The following is a 26,576-nucleotide window of genomic DNA, read 5'->3' as shown; positions in this document are numbered from 1 at the left end:
TTACTAAGGCTATGGTTGTACACACAAGTCTAATTACCCCCCTTAATCCCCCCTTGGAAAGGTGGGAAACAAGAGAATTTCTTTCCCTCACCTTTATAAGGGGAGGGTTAGGGTGGGGTAATTCAAGGACTGGTAGAGTGATTCGATAACTTGTGTGTACACCATAGCCTAAATATAAAACCTCACCCTGCCTCCGGCTTCCCTCTCCTTACTAAGGCTATGGTTGTACACACAAGTCTAATTACCCCCCTTAATCCCCCCTTGGAAAGGTGGGAAACAAGAGAATTTCTTTCCCTCACCTTTATAAGGGGAGGGTTAGGGTGGGGTAGGGTTCCCTTAAATCACCCTTTCTAACCTTGCCTGATCTAAAAATTTCACCTTACTGTTAATTTTATTGTTGTAATGGGTACATTAAATATATAGTTTACTAAGTATGATGTATGTCTCCCCAAAATACAAAAAACCGTTTACGCCCTCAACTGATTAGTCAAGATATTAGCTCACTTCATGGTTTGCAAACCGTCAGCACCTACAATACAACTCGTGCTGATGCCTCAGGTGCAAAGTTACAGGAACTTTATCAGGCGATGTTGATTTCTCAACAAACCGAAACCGAGAAACTAGCTTTATACCGTGCTGCTGCTGATGCTGCGCGATTAGCAGAATGGGAATTTCATAATGCTGTATTAGCGATGAAAGAAGTCGTGCGCGGGCAATATGGCTCAGATAGCGATCAAGCTCAAGCAGTGGGACTGAAGAAGAAATCAGATCGCAAGCGTCCTTCTCGTAAAAAGCAAGTTGCGATGGCGTAATCACCCGCTAGAAGCGATCGCCAGTTAATCAACTTGATTGAATTTTAAAACAAGCGATCGCTATATCTACAGCAGTTTATCTAATGTGATTGGTAAATCACGAACGCGCTTACCTGTGGCATGATAGACAGCGTTTGCGATCGCCGCAGCAGTGCCGGTAATGCCAATTTCACCAATCCCCTTGACACCAAGCGGGTTGATATGTGGATCGTGTTCATCAACAAACAACACCTCAATATCAGGAACGTCTGCATTAACTGGTACGTGATACTCAGCTAAATCATGGTTAACAACCCGTCCGAAGTTCGGGTCTATTACCGTATGTTCCATCAATGCCATACCGATACCGTAGACAATCCCACCGATGAGTTGACTGTTGGCTGTTTTAGCATTGAGTATACGTCCAACACCAAAAGTTCCTACCCAGCGCGTGACTCGCACTTCCCCAGAATCAGGGTTAACGCGGACTTCGGCAAATTGCGATCCAAATGAGTGCATGGAAAACTTCTTTTGTTCTTCTCCTGGCTTGGCATCTGCACGCGCTTCGATCATTTTCATTCCATGCCGTGCCAAGATTGCCTGATAAGTTTCGGTTGCGGACGATTTATTTTTTAAGAAAAAGCTGCCATTTTCGGCAATCACATCCTCAGCCTTTGAACTATAAAGCGGTGATTTCTGATCGGTAAGTGCTAGTTGCAAAAGCTTACTACGAGCTTGATTTCCCGCTAAATGTACAGCCGAACTGACACTAGCGGCGGTTTGTGAACCACCGGAAACAGGGGTTTGTGGCATCTTAGTATCGCCTAGTTCAAAGCGAACTTTATCAACTCGTAAACCAAGCGCATCAGCCGCAACTTGAGTCATCACGGTATAAGTTCCCGTACCAATATCTTGAGAACCGCTTTGCACAACTGCTGTACCGTCTGCCATAATTTGAGCGATCGCTGATGCCGGAGAACGATTAGTAGGATAAGTTGCTGTTGCCATCCCCCAACCAATCAAATAATTGCCGTCTCGCATCGAACGGGGTTGAGGATTACGCTTTTGCCAGCCAAACTTTTCTGCTCCTATCTTGTAGCACTGGATCAGTGACTTGCTCGACCAAGGCAGTCCTTTACTAGCATCGACATCAGCATGGTTACGCAGACGCAGTTCTACCGGATCGATATTCAGCGCATAAGCTAGTTCGTCCATTGCCGATTCTAAGGCGAACGATCCAGAAGCTTCACCTGGCGCACGCATATAAGTTGGTGTTCCTTGATCGAGTTGAACTAGACGATGGCTAGTTTCGATATGCGGACAAGCGTAAATCATGCGTGCAGTCTTAGCAACAGGTTCAATGAATTCATCGAAAGTTGAAGTTTGGGAAGTGCCTGTGTGTCGGAGTGCAGTTAATTTTCCTTCGCGGGTGGCACCTAAAGAAACCTGTTGAATTGTCTCTGGTCGAAAGCCCACAGGCCCATACATCTGTATTCGTCCCAGAACTAATTTTACTGGACGATTAACCTGCCGGGCGGCGATCGCTGCTAGTGGCACATGCGACCAAGCCGAACCTTTGCAACCAAAGCCACCGCCAACGAAGTAAGACATAATGCGGACTTTTTCCGGCTCAATTCCTAATACCCCAGCAACTTTTTGTTGAGCCGAAAAGATTCCCTGAGTTGCGTCATACAACAGCAGTTGATCGCCTTGCCAAACTGCTGTTGTGGCATGAGGCTCCATCGGATTATGATTTTCTACTGGAGTAGTATAAGTTTGCTCGACGCGCACAGCCGCATTCGCTAGTCCCTGATTGACATCGCCATGAGATGAATCGGGCGACTCCTCTCTAGGGATTTTACCTTTAGGGAAGTATGCCTTAGCAAGATTCTCCCGCATATTGATGGTGGGTTTCTCTTCGTCATAGCGGACTTGCACCAGCGAGGCAGCATACATAGCGCGTTCAAAGGTATCGGCAACGACAACACCAATGTGCTGACCGCTATAAAGCACAATGTTATCTTGCAGCACTTGCACCTTGTGACCGCCGCCTTTTTCTCCATCAGCTTTGGGTGCGTTGAGATGGGTAATAACTGCTAATACACCCGGTACTTTCTCCGCCGCCTTTGTATCGATTTGGGCAATCTTACCTTTAGCGATCGTGCTTTGAATTGTGACTCCATAAGTCATTTTTGCTACCGGAAACTCAGCCGCATAGCGTGCGCCACCCGTCACTTTCAGATGACCATCAACTCGATTGAGTGGTTTGCCGACAACTGTATTTCTATCCTTTGTATTCATGCCATCCCTCCTACTGTTGTCAGCGCCTTAACAATGGTGCGTTTAGTCAGTTCGACCTTAAATGCGTTGTATTTTTGAGGTTTAGCGCCAGCAACGGCGGCATTTGCTGCTGCTTGAAATGTCGCCTGATTTGCTGGCTTATTTAAAAGTGTTTTTTCCGCATCGTAAGCACGCCAGGGCTTTGTACCTACGCCACCCAAAGCAATGCGTGCCGAGCGAATGATCCCATTTTGAATATCCAAGGCCGCCGCTACCGATGCCATTGCAAAAGCATAAGAGGCGCGATCGCGGACTTTCAAATAGTGCGATCGCCTTGCATTCGCTGAAGCAGGTAAGTCAACGGCAACAATTAACTCCCCATGTTCTAAAACTGTTTCCCGTTCGGGTGTCTCGCCAGGGACAAGATGAAAATCTACAAGGGGAATACTCCGCTCTCCATTGGGGCCACGGGTTTGTACAACTGCATCAAGTGCCACCATTGCCACGGCCATATCAGAAGGATGTGTGGCAATACAGCGATCGCTACCGCCAAGAATTGCATGAATCCGGTTGTAACCCTCAATTGCCGCACAGCCGGAACCGGGAACGCGCTTATTGCAGGGCATGGAAGTGTCGCGGAAGTAGTAACAACGGGTACGTTGCAGTAAATTTCCGCCTACCGTTGCCATATTTCGTAGTTGTGGTGATGCCCCAGACAATAACGCTTCAGACAGCACAGGGTAACGCTGTTGAACTATCGGATCATAAGCAACATCGCTATTGCGTGCCATTGCTCCAATCCGCAGATTGTTACCTTGCATTTCTATCTTGCTTAATGGGAGCGGGTTAATATCAACCAACTCTTTTGGCGTTTCGACATTCAACTTCATCAAATCGATTAAGCTAGTACCACCGGCAAGATACAAGATTTCTGCATCTGGAGCCACCAACGCCACGGCATTTTCCGCAAGTCCTGCTTTTTTATAGTTAAACGGCTGCATCTTTTTTTCCTTCTAAGACATCGCGGACAGCAGCCACGATATTTGGATAAGCACCACAACGGCAGATATTGCCGCTCATCAATTCCCGAATGTCGGCATCTGATTTAGCGTGTCCTTCTTTAACTAAACCCACTGCCGAACAAATTTGTCCCGGTGTGCAATAACCACACTGAAATGCATCGCGGGCAATAAACGCGGCTTGCATCGGGTGCAGATTGTCTCCTTGCGCCAGTCCTTCAATAGTTGTAATGGCAGCGTCTGTGTGCATAATGGCAAAAGTCAAGCATGAGTTAACACGCCGCCCATCAACCAACACCGTACAAGCACCGCATTGACCGTGGTCGCAACCTTTTTTACTACCAGTTAAATCAATGTATTCTCGCAGTGCATCAAGTAAGGTAACACGCGGTTCAATCTGTAAACTATGTGCTGTGCCGTTAACTTGTAGCGTTACCTGCATCGTTTCAGATATCGAACTTTTCAGCATTGGAGTAGTTTTTTTTACCGGAGTTTCTGCCACAGTTTTATCTACAAGATTAGCGATCGTAGCCGTTACTGTGCTAAAGAGCATGAATTGACCCAACCTGCGGCGTTTTACCCGAAACCTCATTTGTTTACTCCATTCTGTTTTTGTTGAATAATATGAGTAATTTTCTTAGCTTAAAATCTTTACAAAAACCACTCTTTTTTACCAGCAGACATTTTCCTCAAAATTACATTCTTAACAGAATACAATTTCATCTTCTTCTCGTCTCTCTATCAGAAGATTTATGCCATAAGTATCATCTAATTATGTATAAACTACTGTTTTTATTCGATATAGCAGTTGATTTTTATAGCATTTTATAACACATTGGGGCAACTTATCTACTTGCACCTGTAACTGCGATCGCAGATGATTATCGAGAGTTTGAACAACGTTTAGAAGAGGCTTTTCAAATAGTTTGGCAAGAAAGACAAGCCATCACTAGCTTTGGCAATCAAGCTGTCACACTAAATTTAACTGACAAAAAACAAGTAGAAGTTACTTTTGCCGAGCAATTATGGGTTGATAGTAGCATCAAAAGTGAGGCTAACTTAACAACATTCACTGTTAACCATGCCATTCCCAAAAAAGATGTTACCCGGTTAGCTGTAGCAGACTTTGCCGAATCTGGACAAAACCTTAACTTAAAAATAGTTGATTTTGCAGCAAAATCTGATGCGATTAATACTCAGTTTCGCGTCAAATTTAGCGCCAAGGATAACTTGTACGGTTCTTCTAGCTACAAAACTGAATATGAAGGAGATATTCAGGGCGAACTTGTGACTCGTGACTACAACCGTTTTACTCTAGCTTTGGGGAAACTTAAAATTCCTGATTCAGCTTTACGTCCTCGTGTCAATGTTGATATTGAAGTCATAGCAACTCGCTCTTTGGGAATACGTTCTGCCAAGCAAACTATTAGCTGGCAGGGTACAATCCGCAAGCCAAGATAAAATTTAGGAAGATTTCTTCCCATCTGAAACCATTTGCGAGAGAATATAAGCTGCAAAATCTAGTAACTGATCCAGCAAAAAGCCAATAATACCAATATAGAGAATTACCTGAATTATGTAATCGGTATTACCAGCTTTATAAGCTTCCCAAAGGGTAAACCCAAGTCCTTTTGGACCTGTTAACATTTCTATAGCAATAACTATAAACCAGGCTACCCAAATACTAACTTTCAAGGCATGAAATATATGGAATATAGCTACTCGAAAGTTATTATTCTGCCTGCGAAAATGTTGCATACCGATTGCCGTATTAATAATCATCGTCCAGAGAGTTCCTAGAAAAACTACTGTAGTAGCAGCCGATTCGCTCTCTTGAAACACTATTAATGCAATAGGTAGCAAAGCTATAGGGGGGATGCTATGTGGTATCTGAAATATCAGCCTAAATAGCTGATACACCATGCTATTCATACCTATTAAGTATCCGATAAAACTACCTAACACGGCGGCTGGAATGTAACCCACAAACAATCGTTGCAGGCTAGCTAAAATGTCTAAAAACATATATTCTCTCTGCCTCAGTTCTCATGGAAATCATTTAGAAAATACTGCGGCAATAACACCAACTAGCGAAGATAGAATTATCTTAAATTACACATTGTATTTGAAGAATACAGGATTTTTTCTCTCTTCTCCTCGCTGATGATTAATCAAAAATTTTAGGTATGATTACGATGTGTTAGTAGTAAAACAAAGAAGAAGTCCAACTTGACTTTAGTAAACTTTATCAGAAAAATAATTCATGATTAGTAAATTAAATACAATTTCCAGATTTTCGCTAGCATCTCCCAATTCACTCAAATGTAAAATATCAAATTCAGGATAATATTCTGGACACCCAGATACCGAGGTGCCACCCACAACTGTGATTTTGCCGGCTCGATGTGTAAGTTCATTAATTTGATTAATCTGTGGCTTTTGGATATGCATCCCAGTCACAATTACCACATCAGCCCATTGGTAATCAGCCCTGGCTGCTGATTTGACACAATTTAGATGTAATGCAAACTAGCTTCCCGCGATCTTTCAGAAGTTTTTAACTGTTAAGATATAAAATTTCTCCTAGAAGGGCGAACTGAATTAGTTTGCAAGCCACTGCCATGAATTTGATTTACTTTCTTTTGCGTTCTTCGTGGGGAATGGTAGCAATCGCGATCGCTACCGGGTTCCTAAGTGGCGGTAGTAGTGCTGGCTTGATTGCCTTAATTAGCCATGCTGCAAGTAGCACTTCCGATTCCCGCCTGACATCGATAATTTGGGGTTTTGTGGGGCTAGCTATAGTTGCACTGATTACCAGTATCATTTCTCAAGTGATGCTGATTCGTCTTTCTCAGAATGCAGTTTTGCAATTACGGATGCGTTTGAGTCGCCAGATTCTCGGTTCTGAGTTGAGTCACCTAGAACGCTTAGGGAATCCTCGATTATTGGCAACTCTCACAGAAGACATTCAGGCGGTTGCTAATGCTGTTTATCAGATGCCTTTCATCTTTATTAATTTAGCCATCGTCCTGGGTTGTATAGCCTACATAACTTGGCTGTCTTGGTTAGTACTGGTGATGGTGTGTGGAATTTCAGTAGTAGCGATCGCTAGTTGTCAGTGGCTACTCAACAGAGGAAATAAATTGCTAGCTTTAGCTCGTGAAGATGAAGATCAGCTATTTAAAGATTTTCGTACCATTACCGAAGGAGTCAAAGAACTCAAACTAAATTATCGGCGACGTGAAGACTTTTTAGAAGCAAAACTGCAATCAAGTGCTAACGAGTTTCGTCATCACAATGTTCAAGGACTAAGCCTTTTTGCCATAACTTCCAGTTGGGGGCAACTCATATTCTTTTTTGCCCTTGGTTTTGTACTGTTCGTGTTGCCGAATCTGCTTACCATCAATTCTGAAACTCTTTCTGGCTACATTTTGACCTTCACTTACTTGGTGTTACCAATGGATAACATCATCAGCAAACTTCCCCTATTAAGCAAAGCCAGTATTGCCTTGCAAAAAATCGAGTCCCTGGGTTTATCTCTAGCGAGTCGAACTGAAATATCGACTGTTCCATCTCCTCTGAAATCTGACTGGCACAGCTTAAAATTTAAAAGTGTTACCCACACTTACTACACAGAGCAAGAAGACAATAGCTTTACCTTTGGCCCTATCGATTTAACACTCTATCCTGAAGAATTAGTATTTATTGTTGGTGGAAATGGTAGCGGTAAATCTACATTAGCTAAACTAATTACCGGACTTTACATTCCTGATAATGGTGAAATTTGGTTTGATAATGAGTTAATTAGCGAACAGAATCGAGAATGGTATCGTCAGCATTTTTCTGTGGTATTTTCCGACTTTTATTTATTTGAAGAACTTTTGGGATTAAAAAACGCTGACTTGGATATTCAAGCCAAAAAATATTTAAAACAACTGCAACTAGACCATAAAGTGAAAGTTGAAAATGGGCAACTTTCCACCACAGCACTTTCTCAAGGACAACGCAAACGACTGGCTTTGCTGACAGCCTACTTAGAAGATCGACCAATTTACCTATTTGATGAGTGGGCGGCCGATCAAGATCCAGTATTCAAAGAAATATTTTACACTAAGCTACTACCCGAACTGCGATCGCGGGGCAAAACAGTACTGGTGATTAGCCATGACGATCGCTATTTTCATTTAGCCAACCGAATTATCAAACTTGACTATGGGCAAATAGAGTCAGACAAAACCTAACCCTGACTTTTAAGAAATTGAAGTAATTACCGATATAGTTGGTTATAAGTTGGTATCTTTGGTACTATTTTACCTAGCATCAATTTTATGGAAGAAACTTCTCAAACGCCTTTTCTATGAAAAGAAGACAAATTTTTGGCTTTCTAGGTATAGTATTTGCTGGGTTGTTGCTGGCAATTGGTTTACCATTAGTTACTCCTTCTCCTGTAATAGCACAGTCAAACACCACTATCCTGGTGTCCGCAGCCGCCAGCTTAAAAGAAGCGCTGGAAGAAATTAAACCTTTGTACCAACAAAGTAAATCAAATGTCAGCATTAATTATAATTTTGGGGCTTCTGGTGCTTTGCAGCAACAGATTGAGCAAGGTGCGCCAGCCGATATCTTTATTTCTGCTGGCAAAAAGCAGATGGATGCTTTGGAACAAAAAGGAGTTTTGGTAGCAGGTAGCCGTACTAACCTGGCAAATAACCGTCTAGTATTGATTGTGGCTCAGGATGTTGTTGGCATCACTAGTTTCTACAATTTAACAGATAGTAAGATTAAAAAAATTGCGATCGGTGAACCTAGAAGTGTACCCGCCGGTCAATATGGTGAGCAAGTCTTAAAGAAATTGAAACTTTACGATCGCGTCAAGTCCAAATTAGTCTTTGCTAACAACGTGCGTCAAGTTTTGGCAGCAGTCGAAAGTGGTAACGCTGAAGCTGGTTTAGTTTACGCCACCGATGCCAAAATTTCCAACAAGGTAAAAGTCGTAGTTACTGCTGATGATAAATTTCACTCACCAATTGTCTATCCAATGGCAGTAATTAAAAGCAGTAAAAATATTCCAGCAGCCAAAGAATTTATCCAGTTTTTATCTGACAGTCAAGCCAAGACTGTACTCAAAAAATATGGGTTTATTGTACGTTGAAGAATAAGGTATAGCGGTTCCCATTCAGATGCGGTACAAGATTAATCGCAAAGTGTAGGGGCACGGCACTGCCGTGCCTCTACGAGTGTACCTTACTCAACCGAGAACCGCTATAATACCCTTTGGTTAAGCATTTCTTTCTTATCTCTGCGTCCTCCGCGTCTTGGCGGTAATGCCTCCGGCACGCTCCGCGAACGTTAAAAAATTGACTTTTATAACATAAAAACTGCTGTAATTAAGGTCTAAGAATCTTTAGACTGTAACTTTTCTAATCTTGCCAGCACTTCCGAACTGTGAACAGTTGGGTTGACTTTCACAAAAGTCTCGCGCAACACACCTTGAGGATCGATAATAAAACTGTGGCGCATCGATAAGTAGCCGAGCCACGAACCGTAAGCTTTACTCACTGAACCATCAGTGTCAGCTAAAAGTGGGAATTTTAGTCCCTCTGAATCACAAAATTTGGCGTGAGAATCAATATCATCAGCGCTTACGCCAATAATTTGGGTATTTTTGCCAAGGTATTGAGGTAAATCTTGCTGAAAACGACGAGCCTCTATAGTACAACCAGAGGTGAAATCTTTAGGATAAAAGTAGAGGACTAGCCACTTACCGCGCAAGTCAGAGAGGGAAATTTTGCCATCACCTGTGTTAGTTGGCAAAGTAAACTCTGGTGCGGGTTGATTAATTGCAGGAAGCTTACCACCAAGAGCATCAGCAACAGGGGTAAAGTTCAGCCAGCTGATGACAGAAATGCAGCTGGCAAATAATATATTTAAAAAAGTGCGGCGGGAAATCATGGTGCAAACCAAAATCATAACTTTACACAAGTTTACAATTCTTGGTTGCAGCAAATCTCATTCTAAGTGAGATTCGGGAGGTTTCTCTATGCTTTCGATGTATTGGCTATCTAGCAGAAAGAATCCCCTAGTGAAGCGAATACCCCAATATCCACCGGGACGACGGTCAATAACTATACCCTCTTCACCAATGTGAATAACGTCAGGGGGGCGCAGCATAGGCATAGGATCAGCAGTTTTGACGTAGGGCGGTAGTGCCATAACCCGCACTTTACTACCAATTGTGAATTCTTGAGACATTTTAATCAAGCTAGGAGTTTTTATTAACTCATAACTCATAACTATCTTGAAAGTCTACTAAATACGACAGATATGGTTTTTCAAACAAATCATATTTGGTCTTTTCTGTCAACGTGTAAGTCCTAAAATAGGGAAAGGGAAAGGGGAAAAACTTCATCCCCTTTCCGCATCTTCTGCAAGAAGTCTGTTAATTTTTGATTTTTTAAAAGATTATTGAGGATTGCCTTGCTGACGGCGTGAAGGAGCATTTTGACGGAATTGCTCTAATTTTTGGCGTTGTTCGGGGGTCAAGACAGCTTGAATCTGTTGTTTCTCTGACTCCCGGATTTCTCGCATTTGGGTTTTTTGTGCTTCAGTCAGATTTAACTCAGCAAAATGACCCTTGCGTTTACCTTGACCGGCTTGCCGTTGACCTTCACCTGTTTGCCCCTGAGCCTTACGCGCTTGCCATTCAGCCCGACGCGCTTGTTTCGTTGCTTCTAATTTTGCTTTCTGTTCTGGAGTCAAAACTGCTTCAGATTTAGTGCGGCTATCCCGGCGAATTGCCTGAATTTGGGTTTTTTGGGCATCTGTTAGATTTAAGTCTTTCCAAGGGCCCCTTTCTTTATGTGGAGTTTGTGCCAGCAAGAAGGGCGAAGGAGAGGCTGTTTGGGCGGTAACAGCAAAGGAGGTTGCACTTAAAGTTAGAGCGATAGCTCCAGCGACTAGGGATAATACTTTGAGTTTCATTACTTGCGGGTTTTTCCTGGTTGGTTGTCACCATCATAAGAATTTATCTTTAGTAGTTACATGAGGAGAAAGTCATGGTTCTACCCATGACTTTTGTCATGATTTAATTTTGACAAATTTGATTAACAATAAATAGTTAGGAGTTGAGAGTTGGAAGTTATAAATGATGGATATTTTTATGATTATTGATTAATAAATCATTATTTAGCTTATTATATAATGTTTTTACCGCCTGCATTTAATATTATTTTCTCAATTATCGAAAATTTTCAACTAGGTAAGCAACCTCGCATAAATTTTAATTCTTAACTTATAACTCATTCACGACTGGAGAAAAATAGCTGATGAATAGTCAATTCAAGATTAACAAACATCCTTTTCCATCTCTACTTTATCTAGAGTGGATATTACTAGCTATCACTGCATTGATAGCTGTTATACCACCTCCATTACGGCGATTTCGTCCCAAATCTCCAGAACCATCAATCTGTGGTACATTCCCGGACTTATCAATTTGCAATCTATTGCCGGAACTGTCAATTTATAGTCTGATTATTTTTGCATTGATGGGGTTAATCTTACCTATTAAGAGCAAGAAATCTAAAATAATATACACAGCTATTGAAATTCTTTTAATTTTAACAATTGGACTTTTTGGTGAAAGATTTGCTCGACTTTTCCCATTTCTTTACATAATTTTAGTTACTCGTAGTTGCCTAATATTTAACTTGCCTGGACGTTTATTTCTTACAAGTCTATCCTTTGCTTTATTTCTATTGACTACACAATTAAAATACCAATTGTTCAGTTTTCAAGCTTCCCCACAGGCACAAGATCGCTTTCGATTTCTTAGCTTAAATTGGTCGCTGGTATTTGGCTTAAGTTTAGTTTTTGTGTTGTTGATGATGAATGCAGTATTATCTGAACGGCACAGTCGAGAAAAGTTAGCGATCGCTAATGAAAAACTCCGTGAATATGCTATGCGAATTGAAAATCAAGCTACCTTAGAAGAACGTAATCGCATTGCTCGTGAAATTCATGATTCATTAGGACATTCTCTCACTGCTTTAAATCTGCAATTAGAAACTGCTTTAAAACTATGGCAATCTAACCCAGGTAAGGCTGAAACATTTCTAGCAACCGCAAAGGAATTAGGTTCCAAAGCGCTAAAAGATGTCCGCCAATCGGTTTCGACTATGCGTTCTAATCCATTACAAGACCAATCTTTAGATGGTGCGATCGCTAATCTCTTAGAAAACTTTCATCGCTCCAATGGTATTTTACCAATTTATCAAATCAACCTGGAATATCCTCTCCCACCTGAAATTAACACTGCAATTTACCGAATTACTCAAGAATCTTTGACAAATATAACCAAATATGCTGATGCAACAGAGGTTAAATTAGAACTGACTATGACAAGAGGAAATTTACGATTGATAATTCAGGATAATGGTAGAGGTTTTGATTTAAGTCAAAATACGACTGGTTTTGGACTGCATAGTATGCGCGATCGCACTTTAGCACTAGGTGGCGAGTTTAATATTAATAGCACTCCCGGTTATGGTTGCAAAATTACAGTTAATATTCCGTTCATAAGGTTGAGATAATGATTAAAGTGTTGTTAGTAGATGACCAAGGTTTAATTCGTCAAGGATTAAGAGCGTTATTAGAATTAGAATCAGATTTAGAGATAGTGGGAGAAGCTGAAAACGGTGAACAGGCGATTAATTTAGTTGCTGAATTTCAGCCGGATGTCGTCTTGCTAGATATTAGAATGCCTATTATGGATGGAGTCGCGGCAACGCGAGAAATTCAAAAACGTTTTCCAAAAACTAAAATTTTAGTCCTGACGACTTTTGATGATGATGAATATGTATCAGCAGCCTTGCAAAATGGGGCAATGGGTTATTTATTGAAAGATACACCATCAGAAGAATTAGCTGTTGCCATTCGTGCTGTTTATAAAGGATATACTCAATTAGGCCCAGGTATAGTTAGAAAGTTATTAACTCAATTTTCTAATCCTACACCAACCCAGTCGCCACCTGTACCATCTAGTTTAACTGAACTTACTCCTAGAGAAAAAGAGGTTTTGCGGTTAATTGCTACAGGCGCTAGTAACCGAGAAATTGCTCAACAACTCTACATTTCTGAGGGTACGGTAAAAAATCATGTTACGAATATTTTAAATCGGTTAAGTTTGCGCGATCGCACTCAAGCGGCGATTTGGGCAAATACATATTTATCTTATTTTAATGAGCCAAGTTAAATAATTTGTAATAGAGCCTCCGGCACGCTCCGCGTTAAGCGAAGCCATGCCGCAGGCTTTACGTAATTCGTAAAAAGATAGAACTTATGCATTGACAAAAAAGACGAAATATGAATAATATAAAAAACCATATCTATTGTAGGGGCAATTTATGAATTGCCCCTACAAAGCGGTTCTATAATTATTAGTGAGAAAATACTGACATTTAGGTGTACTAATGTGGATGCGATCGCTTAAATTGGTGCTATAAATTGTTAGCATTATGAAGCATATTTGTACTGTAGTTAATATTTTCACAAAAACTTTATTATCTGCTTTTGTATTTGCTACCGCCGCTACTTTATCGCTAGTACAGACAGTCACAGCTAAACCTGTGGAGATAAAAAAGCAAGTCAATCAAGCAAAACCATTGAACTCAGGAGAAGGGAGAAAATTCTAAATCTAGTTCCCTCCCCTTTCCAAGGGGAGGGTTAGGGAGGGGTATTTTTGTACTTCATTAACTTGCAATATGCTGTAAGTATGTGAATTGAATAAATGCCGAACTAAATTACAGCCTATTTAAATAAATCCAAACATTCATTTTTTAAAATGCCTTTGGTGACTTTGATATTCCTAAATGATTTAGCAATTATCTCTTCACAAGATAGATTAATTTGGGATTGATTTACCTTGATTAAATCTTGAATTGAGGCACCATATACAATTTCTGATAAACCACTCCAAATACAAGCAGTTGCACACATCGGACAAGGTTCGCCAGTTGTATATATGCTATAACCTTCTAAAGAAAAGTTTTTAAGTTTAGTTGTTAAACTACGAATAACGTTGATTTCTGCATGGGCTGATGGATCGTTGTCTCTTCTAACAGTATTATGTCCTACAGCAACGACTTCGTTATCTTTAACAATCACAGCACCATAAGGCGCATCTCCTGCTTTTGCTTCTGCCAAAGCTAAATGCATAAAATATTCTGGGTTCATATAAGCTGATGTTAACATAAGGATAATGATTAATAATATCGTATTTCTAATGCTATAACTTGATAATTAAGATTAGTTAACGGTCGAATATGTTACTGAGCAGACAAGAAACAGAATTCTACTTAAAAGACCTGGAAACACCAATAGGTAAAGCGATTAATTTAACACTTGCCGCTTTGGTGTTACTATCATCAGGAATCTTTGTAGCAGAAACTTATAATATTCCTGATTCTGTGCGGTTCCAATTAAACTTAATCGATACTGCGATTGTGATCATTTTCGCGTTGGAATATTCACTTCGTCTATGGAGTGCGGAAAATAAAGTACAGTATATTTTTAGTTTTTATTCGATTATTGATTTAATGGCGATTTTGCCATTCTTTTTAGGAATGGTGGATATTAGCTTTATCCGACTACTACGATGGTTTCGGATTTTGCGATTAATCAGATTTATAGATAGAAAATTTTTATTCGCCACTATCAGCACCGAAGATGGAATGATTTTTGCGCGAATTTTATTTACATTATTTGCAATTGTTTTTATTTATTCTGGTTTAATTTATCAAGTAGAGCATCCGGTTAATCCTGAAAAATACGGTACATTTTTGGATGCATTTTATTTTTCTGTTGTCACTATGACAACTGTGGGATTTGGCGATGTTATTCCAATTTCTGAATTAGGGCGCTTGCTAACAGTATTGATGATTTTCACCGGAATTGCACTGATTCCTTGGCAAGTCGGGGATTTAATTAAACAAGTGGTGAAAACTGCTAATCAGGTAGAAACAGTTTGTTCAGGTTGTGGTTTAGCTTTCCATGATGTAGATGCTGGATTTTGTAAAAGGTGCGGGACTAAGTTACCTAGTCGCAGGGTTGATTGACACAATGGAAGTAAGTTAAGATTTTTCAGCGTTTTTTATCCAGAAAATTTCCGTAATATCCTTAAATGAGTTTGTAGGTATTCACCAGTAAAATTCATCCAAGGAGTATGGAGAAATTAATGATACATAAGTTCCTGTGGTCGTGGTGGCAGTTGTGGCGGCTGTGGAGGAGGGTAAAATTTAGTGTGTGCTATAATTGTGCGGTTGAGTAAATCAAAAATTTGAGAAAGCCAAATGTTCTAAAAAAACGCTGCAAACATTGAGACATTTAATTTCTCTCAACTTTAAGTAATTCCCTGTAAAGGAGTAAAGCCAATGAATGCATTACTGCATAATCCAATTGCAGATATGTATGGAGTAGACTTTTTACTGTTTTATTGCTCTGTGATTGGGATAACTTTGGTAGTCTGCTGGCAGCTAATAAAAGATCCAACGAAAAACCAGCCTCTGCCGTTAATTCCTGCTAAACCAGATCCTTACGAAATCGCTTATTTGCGTTCCCAAGAAACTGGAATCGCCAATGTAGCCTTATTTGACTTGATTGTTCGGGGTTATTTACAAGTCAATCAACAATCCATCAGCCAAGTAGCAAATCATCCTGATGTATCTCAGCTACAGCCTATAGAGCGTGAGGTATTTGATCGATTGTCTTCCTCATCCAGAGCGAAAACATCTCTTTCGTTGGCAACCGAGAGCATCCAGTTATACTGCAATGCTTATAAAGAGAAACTGCAAAATGAGCAACTGTTGTATGCTTTCCAGTGGCAAATAAAAAATATCATAGTTGTCTTGATTGGGGCGATGATTATTTTCAGTTTGTGGGGCTATAAGCTGCTCATAGCCTTGGGTAAAGGAGGCCACGAAAATTTTTTAATTACGATTAGTGTATTATCCATTATCTTCCTACGGGGGTTTGTCAGTGACCTCCTACAGGGGTTTTTCAGTAACCGATCGCATCTAAGTCAGCGAGGAAAAGTCTATCTGCAACAACTTAAAGCAACATTTTCCCGATTGCAGCAGAAGGTAGAAAATGAGATCCCTTCTGTATTTGACTACAACTTAGTGGTGGCACTCTTTGGCGTTGAGGCACTGGCTGGAACCTCTTATGACTCATACTACAAAGCATTTTTTCCGCCAACATTTTCTAGAACAGCTAGTAGGGGAAGCAGATCGTCTGGTAGTTCATGTAGTAGTAGTTCTGATAGTGGCTCCTCATGCAGTATTAGCTCCTCTGATAGCTCATGCAGTAGCAGTTCGTCCAGCAGTAGTTCTGACAGTGGCTCCTCATGCAGTAGCAGTTCATGCAGTAGCAGTTCTGACAGTGGCTCCTCATGCAGTAGTAGCTCATGTAGCAGCAGTTCCTGCGGTGGTGGCTGTGGAGGAGGTTAAGAGCAATGCTTTCTCATCTTCCTAATTTAGGCGTGGGGTTGGGTTTTCGGGAACCGTTTAAAAGCGATCTGTTTCTCAACCGTCAGCAGGTTGACTTTTTAGAAATCGTTGCCGAACACTATCTAGATGCATCTTGGCAAAAACAGCAGGAGTTAGAACTGCTTGCTGCTCATTTCCCAATAATTCCCCACGCGATTAATCTTTCGTTAGGCAGTGCTGAAGGCTTGGATACAGATTATTTACGCAAACTGGCAGCTTTAATTAAGCAACTCAACCCACCTTGGTGGAGCGAGCATATCTGCTTTACAAAAGCGGGTGGAGTTGATATTGGGCATTTGTCGCCGCTACCTTATACCCAAGAAGTTGTGGAAGTACTTTGTCGTAACATTGCCGAAGTGCGGCGCTGGATTGATGTACCACTGATTCTGGAAAATATCACCTATATGGTGAAGCTTCCAGGTGCAGAAATGACTGAAGCCCAGTTTTTAGCCGAGGTAGTAGAACGTTCTAATTGTGGACTGTTATTAGATATAACGAATCTCCACACTAATGCTGTGAATTACGGCTATGATGTCCATGACTTTTTACAACAATTACCGGGCGATCGCATCGTACAATTACATTTTGTTGGTGGACATTGGCATGATGGTGTATTAATTGACAGTCATTCGCAGTCTACGCCCGTGGAAGTATGGCAGCTGATGGAGGAAGTTGTTGCCCGTGTTCCAGTTAAAGGGATTATTCTAGAACGGGATGAAAATTTGCCACCCTTTGCAGAATTGACAAAAGAACTGCAAAAAGCACGGGAAATTAGTAGGAGTTATGGCAAATGGGGTTAGCACAAACCCAGGACATTTTAGCCCAACTTTACACCAATACGGAATTTAGAGAGCGTTTCTTTGCTAACCCAGAAACCGTTGGCGCAGAGTTGGGATTGAGTTGTGATGAAGCCCAAAAGTTAGCTCAACTTTCAGCACAAGAGGTAAATATCTTTGCGAATTCTCTGAAGTGGAAACGCTTGGGAGAAGTACGCGGATTACTTCCACGCACTGCGCGAGTATTGGGTAAAAATTTTACTGCCTTGTTTTGGCGATACGCCCAAACCCATTTACCAAAAGGAATCAAAAAACACAGAGAAGATGCGATCGCTTTTGCTAACTTTATCACCAGAGTTGCTCAAGCAGAAGACATAGCTCCACCTTGGATTGCCGATTTGGTGCGCTATGAAAAAACATGGCTGTTGGCTTATGAACCTACTAGCCGCTTGAATGTGTGTTGGTTCCGTTATCCTATTGGCATAGGGAGTCTAGACGCAATGAAGCCTAAACCAACGATCGCAATTTGGTTTCGATTCTCGGAGCGATTGCAACTGCGGCATATCGTGCGATCGTTATAATAAGTAATCGTACAGAATTAATTACACATAAATTAGGCTGAAACTCTTGCCTAGCAAAGAATCAATATGTAATTAATTCTGTCTGGATAGTTAGCATCCTAATTATATCATCTCCGGGAAATTGCCCATAGTTATCGAGTTACCCCTCCCCAACCTTCCCCTTGCCAAGGGGAGGGTGGGGTAGTTTTATGATGGGTAATTGAGCGGACATGATATTACTAGGTAGTTCACAGCCGTTCAGGAAAGAGAATATAAACAATGCCTAAGCCTAACCTCATTTCAGAATACAAAAGCTTTGGTGGCAAACTTGGCTTTTACAGTCATCCCTCCTCTAGCTGTAACGGTGAAATGCGCTTTGCTGTCTATCAACCACCACAAGCAACTCAAAAACCTGTGCCAATTCTCTATTTCCTCTCTGGGTTAACTTGCACTGAAGAAAATTTTATGGGGAAGGCGGGGGCGCAGCGCTTTGCGGCTGAGTACGGTTTGATGCTGGTTGTACCAGATACTAGTCCGCGTAATACTGGGATTGTAGGTGAAGATGATAATTGGGACTTTGGCACAGGTGCGGGCTTTTATGTTGATGCTACAGAGGAACCGTGGTGTAAAAACTACCAAATGTATAGTTATGTTGTCCACGAATTACCTGCTTTAATTACCGCAAATTTCCCTACCCAACCTGATAAACAAGGTATTTTCGGTCATTCGATGGGTGGACATGGGGCGCTTGTCTGTGCGATGAGAAACCCAGAATTGTACAAATCAGTCTCAGCCTTAGCGCCTATTACAGCACCTATGCGTTGTCCTTGGGGTCAAAAGATTTTCAGTGGTTATCTTGGCAACAATCAAGAAAGTTGGCGTGCTTATGATGCTACAGAATTAGTCAAGCAAGTAAGATATCACAGTCCAATTCTCATTGACCAAGGGACTGCTGATAAGTTTTTAGCTGAAGAATTACTGCCAGAGGTGTTTGAGCAAGCTTGTGTAGATGTAAAGCAGCCGCTAAACTTGCGTTATCAAGAAGGCTATGACCACAGTTATTATTTCATCGCTAGTTTTATTGAAGATCATATCCGCCACCATGCGATCGCTTTAGGAGTTAAGTGAGCAGATAATTTTAGTTATGATTCCCACAGTTACTGTGCGTTCTCCAATGCATTTTTAGGTTAGCACATCTGTGCTAACCTACAGGAAGCCCCTTAAGGTGCTTGCCCAAAAGCCTGGGCTATAGCATTGCGAGCAAGTTTAGGTTGCAGTTTTTCATCGAAGGGAAGGGGACGCAGAAATTGCCACAGACTTGGATTATCCCTATAGGTTTTTTTTGGCATCCAGTCGGGATGACGTATCCAGGTATGACGGTCGGTAATGCCCCATGTAATTACAGTATCAACGTCAGCCGCAAAGCAGATGTCAAGAAATCGCTTGTAACCGTCGGCTACCATCTGGTCTAGCTTTTGGATACTATCGGGTAATGGGGTGTCAATGATAATATCTAATTCTGTAATTACTGGTTTGACTCCCAGATCGTTAAGCCGTTTTAAGACGGAACTGAATCCTGTGGCATCAAAACCATAAGCAGTAGAAATCCATAGATGTGACTGGATACCTGCCCCGTCAATTTTAGCGCCGCTATTCTTCAGATATTCGACCATTTTTAAGAAACGGCTCGATCGCCATGTAGCGCCTTCGATGCCATAATCGTTTAGGTAAAATTTCTTAGTGTTATCAACGGAAGCGGCAAATTTAAACAAGTCTCGAATTAATTCTGGTTTTACCCCTCTACGCAAACCGTAGGTAGCATCATCAGTTTCATTTTCATTGTCAGCGATAATTTCATTGGCAATATCCCAAGACTTTAAAACGGGGCTATTGCGATAATGCCCCATAACTCCTGTAACATGCCGCTGGATCATCTCAAGAGTGGGGGGATAAGGAAGCCAGTCTGGGTTTCCCATGTGCCAGAAAAGGGTATGGCCGTGTAATGCTATATTATTTTGTTGGCAGAAATTAGCGATCGCATCTGCTGATTCAAAGGTAAATTTTCCTGGCTGTGGTTCAGTGGCGTTCCACTTTAATTCACCATTGGGTGTCACAATCGAACATTCACGAGCAATCAGGTCAGCGTAATCCTTCTCTTTAAACAAAAATTCACCATCAACTGCTGCACCATAAAGCTTTTTTTTAGCAGCAGCTATTTGCCGAAGCGGAGAGTTTACATCTGTATTAGTTGCTGCAATAGAATGCGTGTTATCGTCTTCCTTCTGCTTATCCTTTTGTAAAAAACCCATAGTCAACAAGGCAGAAAGGGTTGTGTATCCTGCTCTTGTTAAAAATTTTCTCCGATAAGGCATAAATTTTACTTAATTAAGAAACACACGGATTATTATATTCCAGAAAAAATTATAATCCTTTTTAAGGTTTAGCTTTAATTACCACAGTCATTACATCCCCCTTTGGTAAGATTTTCTGGGGAACGCTGCACTATCTAACTCTCAGAAACCTAAACCCCCTAGCCCCCTTCCCTTGTAGGGAAGGGGGTTTCCAAGCCTCTCTCCGTATCGCGGAGAGGAATGGAAGTGCGGACTTTAGTATACTTTGCGACTTTTAAAACATCCTCTAAGAATGGTATGACGATTTTCTCCATCAGGATATTAATGGAAAAGCGATCGCACTTCAGCTTGGATTTAGCGAACAAAAAGATTCCCGAACCCATACCCCACAAAAAAGAATAAATTATCTCAAAGCCTTATCTAATCACTACTTGGAGTATTGAGTACTTGATTAAGACATATTAATAGATGCGTTATTTCAGATGAGATATTCATATATACAGTATTTATTTAAAAGCGCCTAATAAACTGCTTGCTTGGCACTGCCTACCTGATTCTGGCTATTTTTAAGTCTTCTATTTACGTGTTCCGATCGTGCAGTTGAAAGACGGGGAAAAAAATTAGATTATGAACAAAACCTTTGCAACCATTGATGGGAATGAAGCTGTCGCCCGTGTTGCTTACAAATTAAATGAAGTGATTGCCATTTATCCCATCACCCCCTCTTCAGCAATGGGTGAATGGGCAGATGCTTGGTCAGCCGAAGGTCGTCCCAATCTCTGGGGTACTGTTCCCAGTGTCGTGCAGATGCAAAGCGAAGGGGGAGCCGCCGGTGCTGTGCATGGGGCATTGCAAACAGGTTCCCTGAGTACCACCTTCACGGCATCTCAGGGATTATTGTTGATGATTCCCAATTTCTACAAAATTGCTGGTGAGTTGACTAGCGCCGTGGTTCACGTTGCAGCCCGTTCTTTGGCTACTCATGCTTTATCAATTTTTGGCGATCATAGCGATGTGATGGCGGCTCGTGCTACTGGTTTTGCCCTGCTGTGTTCCGCTTCGGTGCAGGAAAGTCAAGATTTTGCTCTCATTGCCCATGCTGCTACTTTAGAGACGCGAGTCTCATTTATGCACTTTTTTGATGGCTTCCGTACATCACATGAAGTACAGAAAGTCAAATTACTTTCAGAGTCAGATTTGCGATCGCTCATCCACGATCATCTCATACTCGCCCACCGCAGTCGCGCCCTTACCCCAGATCGTCCTGTATTGCGGGGGACTGCCCAAAACTCCGATGTCTACTTCCAAGGACGAGAAGGTGCGAACCTTTACTACAACGCTTGTCCAGAAATTGTCCAGCGCATCATGGATGAATTTGGAGAATGCACGGGAAGGCATTATAAAATCTATGAATATTACGGTGCTAAGGATGCCGATCGCGTTATCGTTCTCATGGGTTCAGGCTGTGAAACCGTCCATGAAACGATAGATTACCTTAATGCCCGTGGTGAAAAACTTGGTGTAGTGAAAGTGCGACTTTATCGCCCCTTTGATGTCCAAAGGTTTGTTGCAACCTTACCAACTAGTGTAAAAGCGATCGCAGTTCTCGATCGCACCAAAGAAGCAGGTAGCGCCGGGGAGCCTTTGTATTTGGATGTTGTGGCTGCTATTCATGAAGCGTGGGAAATGGGGCATGGGAAGGGAGATTATCCTCTGCCTAAAGTTATTGGTGGTCGTTATGGTCTTTCTTCTAAAGAATTTACTCCGGCGATGGTGAAGGGCATTTTTGATCATCTTGCCGAAGCTAAACCGAAGAATCATTTTACTATCGGGATTAATGACGATGTTACTTACACTTCTCTAAAGTTTGACCCCAAATTCTCCACAGAATCGGATAATGTTGTTCGAGCAATGTTCTATGGGTTGGGTTCAGATGGTACTGTTGGAGCTAACAAAAACTCGATCAAAATTATTGGTGAAGAAACCGACAATTACGCCCAAGGCTACTTTGTCTACGATTCCAAGAAATCTGGCTCGATGACTGTTTCTCACCTCCGCTTTGGGAAAGAGCCAATTCGCTCTACCTATTTGATTGACCAAGCTAACTTTATTGGTTGTCATCACTGGGGATTTCTGGAACGCATAGATATTTTGAAGGCTGCTATTCCTGGAGCGACTTTGCTGCTGAATAGTCCTTACGATCCAGATAGCGTCTGGGAATATTTGCCGCTCAAAGTACAGCAGCAAATTATCGATAAGCATTTGAAGTTATACGTCATAAATGCCAGCCAGGTTGCTCGTGAAAGTGGCATGGGTGGCAGAATTAACACGATTATGCAAGTATGCTTCTTTGCCTTAGCGGGAGTCTTGCCACAAGAAGAAGCGATCGCTAAAATTAAACAAGCGATTGACAAGACTTATGGTAAAAAAGGCGCTGAAGTTGTCCGCATGAACCTACAAGCCGTAGACAACACTTTAGACAACTTGCATAAAGTAGATGTCCCACAAACAATTCTCAGCACAGACGCGATTAATCGCGTCTCCACTCTTAACTCCGCTCCCGAATTTGTGCGGGAAGTTCTGGGGAAAATCATGGTATGGGAAGGTGATGATTTAGCTGTTAGCACACTACCAGTTGACGGCACATTTCCTGTAGGTACTGCCAAGTGGGAAAAACGCAACGTCGCCGAAGAGATACCTGTATGGGAGCCGGATGTCTGCGTTCAATGTGGGAAGTGCGTTATGGTTTGTCCCCATAGTGCCATCCGTGCCAAAGCTTATCAACCCGATGAGTTAGTCAATGCACCAGGAACCTTTAAATCAACTGGCGCAAAAGATAAAGACTTTGCCAATCAAAAATTTACCATTCAGGTAGCCCCAGAAGATTGCACAGGATGTACTATTTGTGTAAATATTTGCCCTGCTAAAGATAAATCTGAGCCATTGCGGAAAGCGATTAACATGGCGCAGCAGTTGCCATTGCAAGAACAAGAGCGGAAAAACTGGGATTTCTTCTTGAGTTTACCTAATCCTGACAGGCGATCGCTAAAATTAAACCAGATTCGCCAACAACAACTCCAAGAACCTTTATTTGAATTCTCTGGTGCTTGTGCAGGTTGTGGTGAAACACCTTATTTAAAACTATTAACACAATTGTTTGGCGATCGCGCCGTCGTTGCTAATGCCACAGGTTGTTCCTCAATCTATGGCGGAAATCTCCCCACCACTCCCTGGACAACAAACGCCCAAGGACGCGGCCCTGCGTGGTCTAATAATCTATTTGAAGATAACGCCGAATTCGGTTTTGGCTTCCGCCTCTCTCTTGACAAACAAGCTGAGTTTGCGGCGGAATTGTTGCAACAATTGGGGAGTGAAATAGATGAAAACCTTGTTTCTTCCATCCTCAAAGCTGAACAAAAATCTGAAGCTGATATTTGGGAACAGCGTGAAAGAATAGAACTGTTGCAGCAAAGGTTAGATGAAATCGTAACTCTCGATCTTAATCTAAAATCTAAAATCCAAAATCTAAAATCTCTTGCAGACTATTTGGTGAGAAAAAGCGTCTGGATTGTTGGCGGTGATGGTTGGGCTTATGATATTGATTTTGGCGGCATCGATCATGTCATTGCCAGTGGTCGAAATGTGAACATCTTGGTAATGGATACAGAAGTGTATTCTAATACAGGCGGTCAATCTTCTAAAGCCACGCCACGCGCCGCAGTTGCTAAATATGCCGCCAGTGGTAAGCCTGCACCAAAGAAAGACTTAGGGATGATTGCTATGACCTACGGAAATGTCTACGTAGCGAGTGTAGCCCTTGGTGCTAGAGATGAACATACTCTCAAAGCATTTTTGGAAGCAGAGGCTTATGATGGGCCATCAATAATTATTGCTTACAGCCATTGCATCGCCCACGGCATAAACATGACTACCGGGATGAATCATCAGAAAACTCTGGTAGAATCAGGTCGTTGGTTGCTGTATCGGCATAATCCAGAATTGCTTAACCAGGGTAAAAATCCATTGCAATTGGATATGCGATCGCCAACTCAACCGGTAGAACATTCAATGTATCAAGAAAATCGCTTCAAAATGCTCACTAAGAGTAAACCCGACGTTGCCAAGCACTTATTAGAACAAGCCCAAGCTGAGGTAGATGCACGTTGGCAGATGTACCAATATCTGGCAAAGCGCGAGATTCTTTGAACTCCGTTTTTCTTAAAATTGCCCCACTTAATTATACGTTGGCATGAATGCGAGCATTATTAAGTGGGAGCAAAGTTCATAAGCCGTTATTGACCAGAACCACCTGTAGTAGTATCACCTGGGGTAGAAGAACCATTATTAGATGTACCGTTTGACTGGTCTACTCCTTGAGGTGGAGTAGTTTTAGAGGTATTATTTTCGGTACTTGGTGTGACAGTCTTAGTAGAAGTACCGCCTTTGTTTTCCAAAGTAGAAGTATTATTCGCTGGGCTTTGTGTCGCTTTAGGGGTTGGCTGGGTTGCAGAAGGCGCTTTTTCTGCGGCAGGCTGCTGAGGTGGAATAGTAATATTAATGTTTGGTTGGCGAGGTGCAGGCGGTATAACTTGCTGTTGTGGAACAGGTACAGGTACGGCTACTTCCCTAGTTTTTTCGATTATCGTCGTTTGTGATTTAGGAGATGCACTAGGGGTTGGAGTGCTATTACTTGGTACAGGAACCAAGACCGGCACAGCATTGTCAACTGTTGCCTTATTACTCTGGTTGAAGTACCATACTCCACCTATAATCAAACCAAGTAGAGAAGTAATGATAATACCCAACATCAAACCACTACTAGCATTGTTATTATCACGCTCGGCTAAATTGGCTTCCTGGGATCTACGCTCATTAGTTCGACCTTCTACATAACCGTTTTGGAAAGTATTCGGATTAGCTGTGCTTTTGTTGACTGATTCAGTGGTTCGTGTTAAATCGGTGTGATTGTTACCATTAGCATCAGTGTAAGATTCTTGCTTGACTTCACTCTTTTTGCTTTCGTGTTCATTGGGAATAGACATAGCTGCTGATTTCACTCCTACTATATTGAGAAACTAAAGCTTTGTAAGAACAAGAGGTTTTAATGAGTTGAAAGATGTATGTTGCTGATATATATTGAGTTTTATTTGCTACCCAACTGTTGGTAATTATCAGTATAAGCTCTTGATCGCACAAGTGTCTCTATCTCTAGGAAATTAATACTTAATCTAAAGAAAGAGCATCCCAAAGATAGATGTAAAAATTGATGTTATTAAAACTGTTACCTAATGAAGGATTACTAATTGATAGAGTATTGATTATCATTGATTTTTAAGCATTTCTGTTATCTCGAACTCAGGTAATCAAAAGACCTCTCCCTGGTTTTACTACGCAAAACCGTCCCTCTCCGAGTCGGAGAGGGACGGTTTTGAACTTTAGTTCAAGGCTGGGAGAGGTTTATCACCTGCGTGTGCCAATATCATCACACAGATGCTTATCCTTCTGATTCACATTGGGGTTATTTTGCAAATAGTCGCCCGCCCAAGCACAACCCTTAGCCATTAAATTATCCAAATTGAGATTCCACAGCTTCACAGTGTTGTCATTACTGGCAGAAGCAACGGTTTGACCGTCGGGGCTAAATGCCACACTATTAACCGAACTGCTATGACCTTGGAGAGTTTCTAACAGTCGCCCGTTGCGATTCCACAACTTCACAGTGTTGTCATCACTGCCAGAGGCAATGGTTTGACCGTTGGGGCTAAATACCACGCTATTAACCGAATCGCTATGACCTAGGAGAGTTTGTAACAGTTGCCCGTTGCGATTCCACAACTTCACAGTGTTGTCCCAACTGGCAGAGGCAATGATTTTACCGTCGGGGCTAAATGTCACGCCCAAAACCGGAACCCTATGAGTTGGGAAAGTTTTTAAGGGTTGCCCGTTGCGATTCCACAGCTTTACCGTGATCTCCCAATTGGCAGAGGCAATGGTTTGACCGTCAGGGCTAAATGCCACGCTAGTAACTGAATCGCTATCACCTTGGAGAGTATGTAACAGTTGCCCGTTGCGATTCCACAGCTTCACCGTTTTGTCTGAACTCGCAGAGGCAATGGTTTGACCGTCGGGGCTAAATGCTACGCCATTAACCGAATCGCTATGACCTTGGAGAGTATGTAACAGTTGCCCGTTGCGATTCCACAGCTTCACCGTTTTGTCTGAACTCGCAGAGGCAATGGTTTGACCGTCGGGGCTAA

At 41.8% G+C, this 26,576-nt stretch carries 25 protein-coding genes and 1 pseudogene; 14 read left to right on the top strand and 12 right to left on the bottom strand.

Features of this window, described 5'->3' with window-relative positions; all coding sequences use genetic code 11:
* Window positions 1-440: 440 nt before the first annotated feature.
* Window positions 441-812, top strand: a complete 372-nt coding sequence (locus tag V7K38_RS05015) for a hypothetical protein (RefSeq protein ID WP_334855937.1) — start codon at window positions 441-443, stop codon at window positions 810-812.
* Window positions 813-878: 66 nt separating this feature from the next.
* On the opposite strand, the gene V7K38_RS05010 is transcribed toward V7K38_RS05015, so the two are convergent.
* From V7K38_RS05010 to V7K38_RS05000, 3 genes are read right to left on the bottom strand one after another with little or no spacing between them, the layout of a single operon-like run.
* On the bottom strand, window positions 879-3,092 hold the full coding sequence (locus tag V7K38_RS05010; protein ID WP_334855935.1) for a xanthine dehydrogenase family protein molybdopterin-binding subunit: 2,214 nt from the start codon (window positions 3,090-3,092) through the stop codon (window positions 879-881).
* Entirely contained in the window at window positions 3,089-4,072 is a 984-nt protein-coding gene (locus tag V7K38_RS05005) for an FAD binding domain-containing protein (RefSeq protein WP_334855934.1), read from the bottom strand. The genes V7K38_RS05010 and V7K38_RS05005 overlap by 4 nt, the downstream gene beginning before the upstream one ends.
* Window positions 4,059-4,682: a (2Fe-2S)-binding protein gene (locus tag V7K38_RS05000; RefSeq protein ID WP_334855932.1), complete on the bottom strand. Its 624-nt coding sequence runs from the start codon at window positions 4,680-4,682 to the stop codon at window positions 4,059-4,061. Before V7K38_RS05000 ends, V7K38_RS05005 begins: the two co-directional genes overlap by 14 nt.
* Window positions 4,683-4,927: 245 nt before the next feature.
* On the opposite strand from V7K38_RS05000, the pseudogene V7K38_RS04995 reads away from it, so the two are divergent.
* A pseudogene (locus tag V7K38_RS04995) lies at window positions 4,928-5,551 on the top strand (collagen-like protein); the annotation flags it as partial.
* Window positions 5,552-5,554: 3 nt separating this feature from the next.
* Here V7K38_RS04995 and V7K38_RS04990 read toward each other — a convergent pair.
* Both V7K38_RS04990 and V7K38_RS04985 read right to left on the bottom strand, forming a co-directional pair.
* Entirely contained in the window at window positions 5,555-6,115 is a 561-nt protein-coding gene (locus V7K38_RS04990; protein ID WP_334855930.1) for a nitrate transporter, read from the bottom strand.
* Window positions 6,116-6,325: 210 nt separating this feature from the next.
* The gene (locus V7K38_RS04985) at window positions 6,326-6,559 is read right to left on the bottom strand and encodes a hypothetical protein (protein WP_442940750.1); all 234 of its coding nucleotides are present in this window, start codon (window positions 6,557-6,559) and stop codon (window positions 6,326-6,328) included.
* A 152-nt stretch (window positions 6,560-6,711) separates the two neighbouring features.
* On the opposite strand from V7K38_RS04985, the gene V7K38_RS04980 reads away from it, so the two are divergent.
* Both V7K38_RS04980 and modA read left to right on the top strand, forming a co-directional pair.
* Entirely contained in the window at window positions 6,712-8,331 is a 1,620-nt protein-coding gene (locus tag V7K38_RS04980; protein ID WP_334855928.1) for a cyclic peptide export ABC transporter, read from the top strand.
* Between the two features lie 116 nt (window positions 8,332-8,447).
* A complete protein-coding gene (gene modA, locus V7K38_RS04975) occupies window positions 8,448-9,242 on the top strand; it encodes a molybdate ABC transporter substrate-binding protein (RefSeq protein ID WP_334855926.1) in 795 nt (264 codons plus the stop codon).
* Window positions 9,243-9,484: 242 nt separating this feature from the next.
* Here the strand turns inward: modA and V7K38_RS04970 are convergent, their stop codons facing one another.
* From V7K38_RS04970 to V7K38_RS04960, 3 genes are all read right to left on the bottom strand, one after another.
* Window positions 9,485-10,042: a peroxiredoxin gene (locus V7K38_RS04970; protein WP_334855925.1), complete on the bottom strand. Its 558-nt coding sequence runs from the start codon at window positions 10,040-10,042 to the stop codon at window positions 9,485-9,487.
* Window positions 10,043-10,099: 57 nt separating this feature from the next.
* Complete coding sequence (gene sipA / locus V7K38_RS04965) at window positions 10,100-10,342, bottom strand: regulatory protein SipA (RefSeq protein ID WP_334855939.1); 243 nt, start codon at window positions 10,340-10,342, stop codon at window positions 10,100-10,102.
* A gap of 210 nt (window positions 10,343-10,552) precedes the next feature.
* The gene (locus V7K38_RS04960; protein ID WP_334855923.1) at window positions 10,553-11,071 is read right to left on the bottom strand and encodes a Spy/CpxP family protein refolding chaperone; all 519 of its coding nucleotides are present in this window, start codon (window positions 11,069-11,071) and stop codon (window positions 10,553-10,555) included.
* Between the two features lie 344 nt (window positions 11,072-11,415).
* Here V7K38_RS04960 and V7K38_RS04955 point away from each other — a divergent pair, with 344 nt between their 5' ends.
* The 3 genes from V7K38_RS04955 to V7K38_RS04945 all read left to right on the top strand — a co-directional run bounded on the left by V7K38_RS04955 (window position 11,416) and on the right by V7K38_RS04945 (window position 13,782).
* Window positions 11,416-12,681 (top strand): sensor histidine kinase, encoded by a 1,266-nt coding sequence (locus tag V7K38_RS04955; protein ID WP_334855922.1) that lies wholly within the window; start codon window positions 11,416-11,418, stop codon window positions 12,679-12,681.
* Entirely contained in the window at window positions 12,681-13,343 is a 663-nt protein-coding gene (locus V7K38_RS04950; protein ID WP_334855920.1) for a response regulator transcription factor, read from the top strand. The genes V7K38_RS04955 and V7K38_RS04950 overlap by 1 nt, the downstream gene beginning before the upstream one ends.
* A gap of 262 nt (window positions 13,344-13,605) precedes the next feature.
* Entirely contained in the window at window positions 13,606-13,782 is a 177-nt protein-coding gene (locus tag V7K38_RS04945) for a hypothetical protein (RefSeq protein ID WP_334855918.1), read from the top strand.
* A gap of 115 nt (window positions 13,783-13,897) precedes the next feature.
* Here V7K38_RS04945 and V7K38_RS04940 read toward each other — a convergent pair whose 3' ends face one another.
* Entirely contained in the window at window positions 13,898-14,323 is a 426-nt protein-coding gene (locus tag V7K38_RS04940; RefSeq protein ID WP_334855938.1) for a nucleoside deaminase, read from the bottom strand.
* Window positions 14,324-14,412: 89 nt separating this feature from the next.
* On the opposite strand from V7K38_RS04940, the gene V7K38_RS04935 reads away from it, so the two are divergent.
* The 5 genes from V7K38_RS04935 (at window position 14,413) to fghA (ending at window position 19,096) form a co-directional block, all read left to right on the top strand.
* The gene (locus V7K38_RS04935) at window positions 14,413-15,204 is read left to right on the top strand and encodes an ion transporter (protein WP_334855917.1); all 792 of its coding nucleotides are present in this window, start codon (window positions 14,413-14,415) and stop codon (window positions 15,202-15,204) included.
* Window positions 15,205-15,519: 315 nt separating this feature from the next.
* Window positions 15,520-16,593 (top strand): TIGR04222 domain-containing membrane protein, encoded by a 1,074-nt coding sequence (locus V7K38_RS04930; RefSeq protein WP_334855916.1) that lies wholly within the window; start codon window positions 15,520-15,522, stop codon window positions 16,591-16,593.
* 5 nt (window positions 16,594-16,598) lie between these two features.
* On the top strand, window positions 16,599-17,432 hold the full coding sequence (locus tag V7K38_RS04925) for a DUF692 domain-containing protein (protein ID WP_334855915.1): 834 nt from the start codon (window positions 16,599-16,601) through the stop codon (window positions 17,430-17,432).
* Window positions 17,423-17,989, top strand: a complete 567-nt coding sequence (locus V7K38_RS04920) for a hypothetical protein (RefSeq protein ID WP_334855914.1) — start codon at window positions 17,423-17,425, stop codon at window positions 17,987-17,989. The genes V7K38_RS04925 and V7K38_RS04920 overlap by 10 nt, the downstream gene beginning before the upstream one ends.
* Window positions 17,990-18,247: 258 nt before the next feature.
* A complete protein-coding gene (fghA, locus tag V7K38_RS04915; protein ID WP_334855913.1) occupies window positions 18,248-19,096 on the top strand; it encodes an S-formylglutathione hydrolase in 849 nt (282 codons plus the stop codon).
* A 92-nt stretch (window positions 19,097-19,188) separates the two neighbouring features.
* Here the strand turns inward: fghA and V7K38_RS04910 are convergent, their stop codons facing one another.
* Window positions 19,189-20,340, bottom strand: a complete 1,152-nt coding sequence (locus V7K38_RS04910) for an endo-1,4-beta-xylanase (RefSeq protein ID WP_334855911.1) — start codon at window positions 20,338-20,340, stop codon at window positions 19,189-19,191.
* Window positions 20,341-20,565: 225 nt separating this feature from the next.
* On the opposite strand from V7K38_RS04910, the gene V7K38_RS04905 reads away from it, so the two are divergent.
* Together V7K38_RS04905 and nifJ are read left to right on the top strand one after the other, a co-directional pair.
* Complete coding sequence (locus tag V7K38_RS04905) at window positions 20,566-20,721, top strand: hypothetical protein (RefSeq protein WP_334855910.1); 156 nt, start codon at window positions 20,566-20,568, stop codon at window positions 20,719-20,721.
* A gap of 225 nt (window positions 20,722-20,946) precedes the next feature.
* On the top strand, window positions 20,947-24,525 hold the full coding sequence (gene nifJ / locus V7K38_RS04900) for a pyruvate:ferredoxin (flavodoxin) oxidoreductase (protein WP_334855909.1): 3,579 nt from the start codon (window positions 20,947-20,949) through the stop codon (window positions 24,523-24,525).
* Between the two features lie 86 nt (window positions 24,526-24,611).
* On the opposite strand, the gene V7K38_RS04895 is transcribed toward nifJ, so the two are convergent.
* Both V7K38_RS04895 and V7K38_RS04890 read right to left on the bottom strand, forming a co-directional pair.
* A complete protein-coding gene (locus V7K38_RS04895) occupies window positions 24,612-25,361 on the bottom strand; it encodes a hypothetical protein (protein WP_334855908.1) in 750 nt (249 codons plus the stop codon).
* A 418-nt stretch (window positions 25,362-25,779) separates the two neighbouring features.
* The coding region (locus V7K38_RS04890; protein WP_334855906.1) for a WD40 repeat domain-containing protein at window positions 25,780-26,576 on the bottom strand (797 nt) is incomplete at its 5' end.

Origin of the sequence: Nostoc sp. (assembly GCF_036917465.1) — a bacterium.
Classification (GTDB): domain Bacteria; phylum Cyanobacteriota; class Cyanobacteriia; order Cyanobacteriales; family Nostocaceae; genus Nostoc.
The sequence above is the reverse complement of the archived record's forward strand: the minus strand, read 5'-3'. Positions and strand labels throughout refer to the sequence as shown.